The 3536-nt window shown below is 75.3% G+C and carries 1 protein-coding gene; it reads left to right on the top strand.

The features are described from left to right. The coding region (locus tag NQU54_RS48190) for an SDR family NAD(P)-dependent oxidoreductase (protein ID WP_306279875.1) at window positions 1-3536 on the top strand (3536 nt) is incomplete at both ends.

Raw genomic sequence — 3536 nt, forward strand, 5'->3', positions numbered from 1 at the left:
GAGACCGGATTCTCGCGGATCTGGCCCCGATCCGGGCGCGTCGTGCGGAGGTTCCGTTCTTCTCCACGGTCATCGGCGCCTGGCTGGGGGATGGGGTGCCGGACGCCTCCTACTGGGCGGACAACCTCCGCCGTCCTGTCCGGTTCGAGGAAGGCGTTCGTGCGCTGGCCGCCGAAGGCTTCGGCGCGTTCGTCGAGTGCAGCCCCCACCCGGTGCTGACAGGGGACATCCAGCACACCCTGGAGGAGGCCGGTCAGGACGCGGCCGTCGTCGGTTCGCTCGTCCGTGATGACGGTGGCCCACGACGCCTGCTGACCTCGCTGGCGGAGGCTTTCGTACGGGGCGTCCCGGTGGACTGGGCGCAGGTGTTCGCCGGTTCCGGGGCCCGCCGCGTCGACCTGCCCACCTACGCCTTCCAACATGAACGCTACTGGTTCGACGCCGACACGGGCACCCTCGACGTGTCGGCCGCGGGCCTGACCCCCGCCCGGCACCCACTGCTCGGCGCCGCCGTCCGCACCGCCGACGGCGGCACCCTCGTCCTGACCGGACGGATCGCCGCACACACCCACCGATGGCTCTACGACCACACCGTCGGTACCCTCGCCCTGCTGCCCGGGACGGCTCTGCTCGAACTGGCCGTGCAGGCGGGGGACCGGTACGGCGCCCCGCACGTCGGCGAACTCGTCCTCCACGCCCCCATGGTGCTGCCCGGTCCGGGCGGCGCCGCGGACCTCCAGATCACGGTTACCGCGTCCGGCGAGCCGGGCCGTGCCACGGCCACCGTCCAGGCACGCCCTGCCACGGACGGCGCCGACGCGCCGTGGACGCACCACGCCACCGCGACGCTCACCGCGACCCCCGCCATCCCCGCCCGGCCCGTCTCGGACTGGGCCGCCACCTGGCCGCCGGCCGGAGCCACCCCGACTGGTCCTGACGATGTCTACGCCGACCTGGCCGACACCGGCTACACCTACGGACCCGCGTTCCAGGGGCTCAGCCACCTGTGGGCGGCTCCCGACGGAACCGTCTACGCCGACGCACACCTCCCGGAGCGGGACCAGGACGGCACCAGCACCGGAACAGCCACGGGCACGGTCACCGGTGACGGCGACGGATACGCCCTCCACCCGGCCCTCCTCGATGCCGTCCTGCACGCCGTGTCGGCCGGCCGCGTGCTGGGCGGCGAGCTGCGCCTGCCGTACGCCTGGGGGGATGTCGCCCTGCACGCCGCCGGTGCCCGTGCCCTGCGCGCCCGTATCGCGCGTACCGGCGAGGGCGAGGTCGCCATCGACCTCGCCGACGCGGCCGGACGCCCGGTGGGGAGCATCGGATCGCTCACCATGCGGCCGGCCGACGCCGCACGGCTCGGCGCGCCGACCGGGACGGCCGCCCGTTCGCTGTTCGGCGTGGAGTGGGACGCGCTGTCGCCGGGCGACCCGCGACCCACCGGCCACTGGGCCCTGCTGGCGGGTGACGACGGCCCGGTCCCGGCCGCCCTCCGGGACAGCGGCACCCTCCCGGCCACTGCGGCCGCCTACCGGGACGTCGGCCGGCTGCGCACCGCCCTCGACGCCGGCGACGCCGTACCCGACGTCCTCGTATGGCTCGTGCCGCACGTGGACGGCGACCCCGTGACCGCCGCCCACGCGCACGCGGCGGCGGCCCTGGAAACCGCCCGCGCCCTGCTCCTCGACGACCGGATGACCGCCACCCGCCTCCTCGCCGTCACCGAGGGCGCTGCCGGCCCGGACGCCGTGACCGACGTCGCCGCGGCCACCGTCTGGGGTCTGCTGCGCACCGCGCAGACCGAGACCCCCGGGCGGTTCCTCCTCGTCGACACCGACCGGCACCGGGAGTCACTGCGGCTCCTGCCCGCCGTCGCGGCGGGCGCGGAACCGCAGGTCGCGCTGCGCGCCGGCCGTGCCCACACCCCCCGGCTCGCCCGTGCCACGGCCGTGGCCGCCGACGCCGCCACGCCGTTCGGCCCGGACGGTACGGTCCTGCTCACCGGCGCCTCCGGGCGGATCGGTGGCCTGCTCGCCCGGCGTCTGGTCCACGAACACGGCGTACGCAGGCTGCTGTTCGTCAGCCGGCGCGGAGCCGCCGCGACCCGCGACCTCGCCGCGGAACTCACCGACGCGGGCTGCGAGGTGACGACGGTCGCCTGCGACCCGGCCGACCGCGGCGCGCTCGCCGCCGCCCTCGCGAGCGTCCGTACCGAGCACCCCCTCACCGCGGTGGTGCACGCCGCGGGCACCACCGACGACGGTGCGGTCACCTCCCTGACGGCCGAACAACTCGCCAAGGTTCTGCGGCCCAAGGTGGATGCCGCCTGGCACCTGCACGAACTCACCCGCGAGGAGCCGCTGACCGCGTTCGTCGTCCTGTCCTCGGTCTCCGGTGTGCTCGGCACCGCCGGACAGGCCAACTACGCCGCCGCCAACGCCTTCCTCGACGCCCTGGCCGCCCACCGCTCCCATCTGGGCCTGCCCGGCCAGTCCCACGCCTGGGGCCTGTGGGACCAGGACGGCGGCGGCGGTGGCATGGCATCGGGCCTCGACGACACCGACCGGTCGCGGCTGGCGCGGCTCGGGGTGGTGCCGCTGCCCGAGGACGAGGCTCTCGCCCTGTTCGACCGCGCGGTCGCCGACCCCAGGCCGCTCATGGTCCCCGCGAAGCTGGACGTGCGTCCGGTCCGTGAGCGGGCCCCGCAGGACGGCGTGCCGGCGCTGCTGCGCCGCGTCGTCCGCCCGCCGCGTACGACCGGCGGAAACGCGGACTCCCCGTTCGCCGCCCGGCTGGCGGCCCTCGCGCCGGACGAGCGGCCCGGCCTGGCCCTCGATCTCGTACGGGCCAAGGCCGCCGCCGTCCTCGGCCATGCGGTGGCCGAGAGGGTCCCCGCCACACGGGCCTTCAAGGACATCGGCTTCGACTCGCTCGGCTCGCTCGAGCTGCGCAACCGGCTGAACACCGAGACCGGCCTGCGGCTGCCCGTCGGGCTGCTCTTCGACTACCCCACGCCCACCGCGCTCGCCACGTTCCTGGTGGGCGAACTGGCCGGTGCCGCCGAGGACACGCCCGGCGAGGAGCGGCCCGCCCCCACCGCCCCCACTGCGATCACCGCCCACACCGCCCGCACCGCTCACACCGACGAGCCCCTGGCGATCGTCGGCATGGCCTGCCGCTACCCCGGGGGTGCCACCAGCCCCGAGGCCCTGTGGGAGCTGGTGTCCACCGGCGCAGACGGCATCGGCCCCTTCCCGGCCGACCGCGGCTGGGATCTCGACGGGCTCTACCACCCCGACCCCGACCACCCCGGCACGTCGTACACCCGCGAGGGCTGCTTCCTGTACGGCGCGGGCGACTTCGACGCGGGCTTCTTCGGTATTTCTCCGCGGGAGGCGCTGGTGATGGATCCGCAGCAGCGGTTGTTGCTGGAGAGTTCCTGGGAGGCGTTGGAGCGGGCCGGTATGGATCCGGTGGGTCTGCGTGGTTCGGCTACGGGTGTTTATGTGGGTGCGACGACGCAGGAA

This window comes from Streptomyces malaysiensis subsp. samsunensis, from assembly GCF_024519315.1.
In the GTDB taxonomy this organism is placed as follows: Bacteria; Actinomycetota; Actinomycetes; order Streptomycetales; family Streptomycetaceae; genus Streptomyces; species Streptomyces malaysiensis.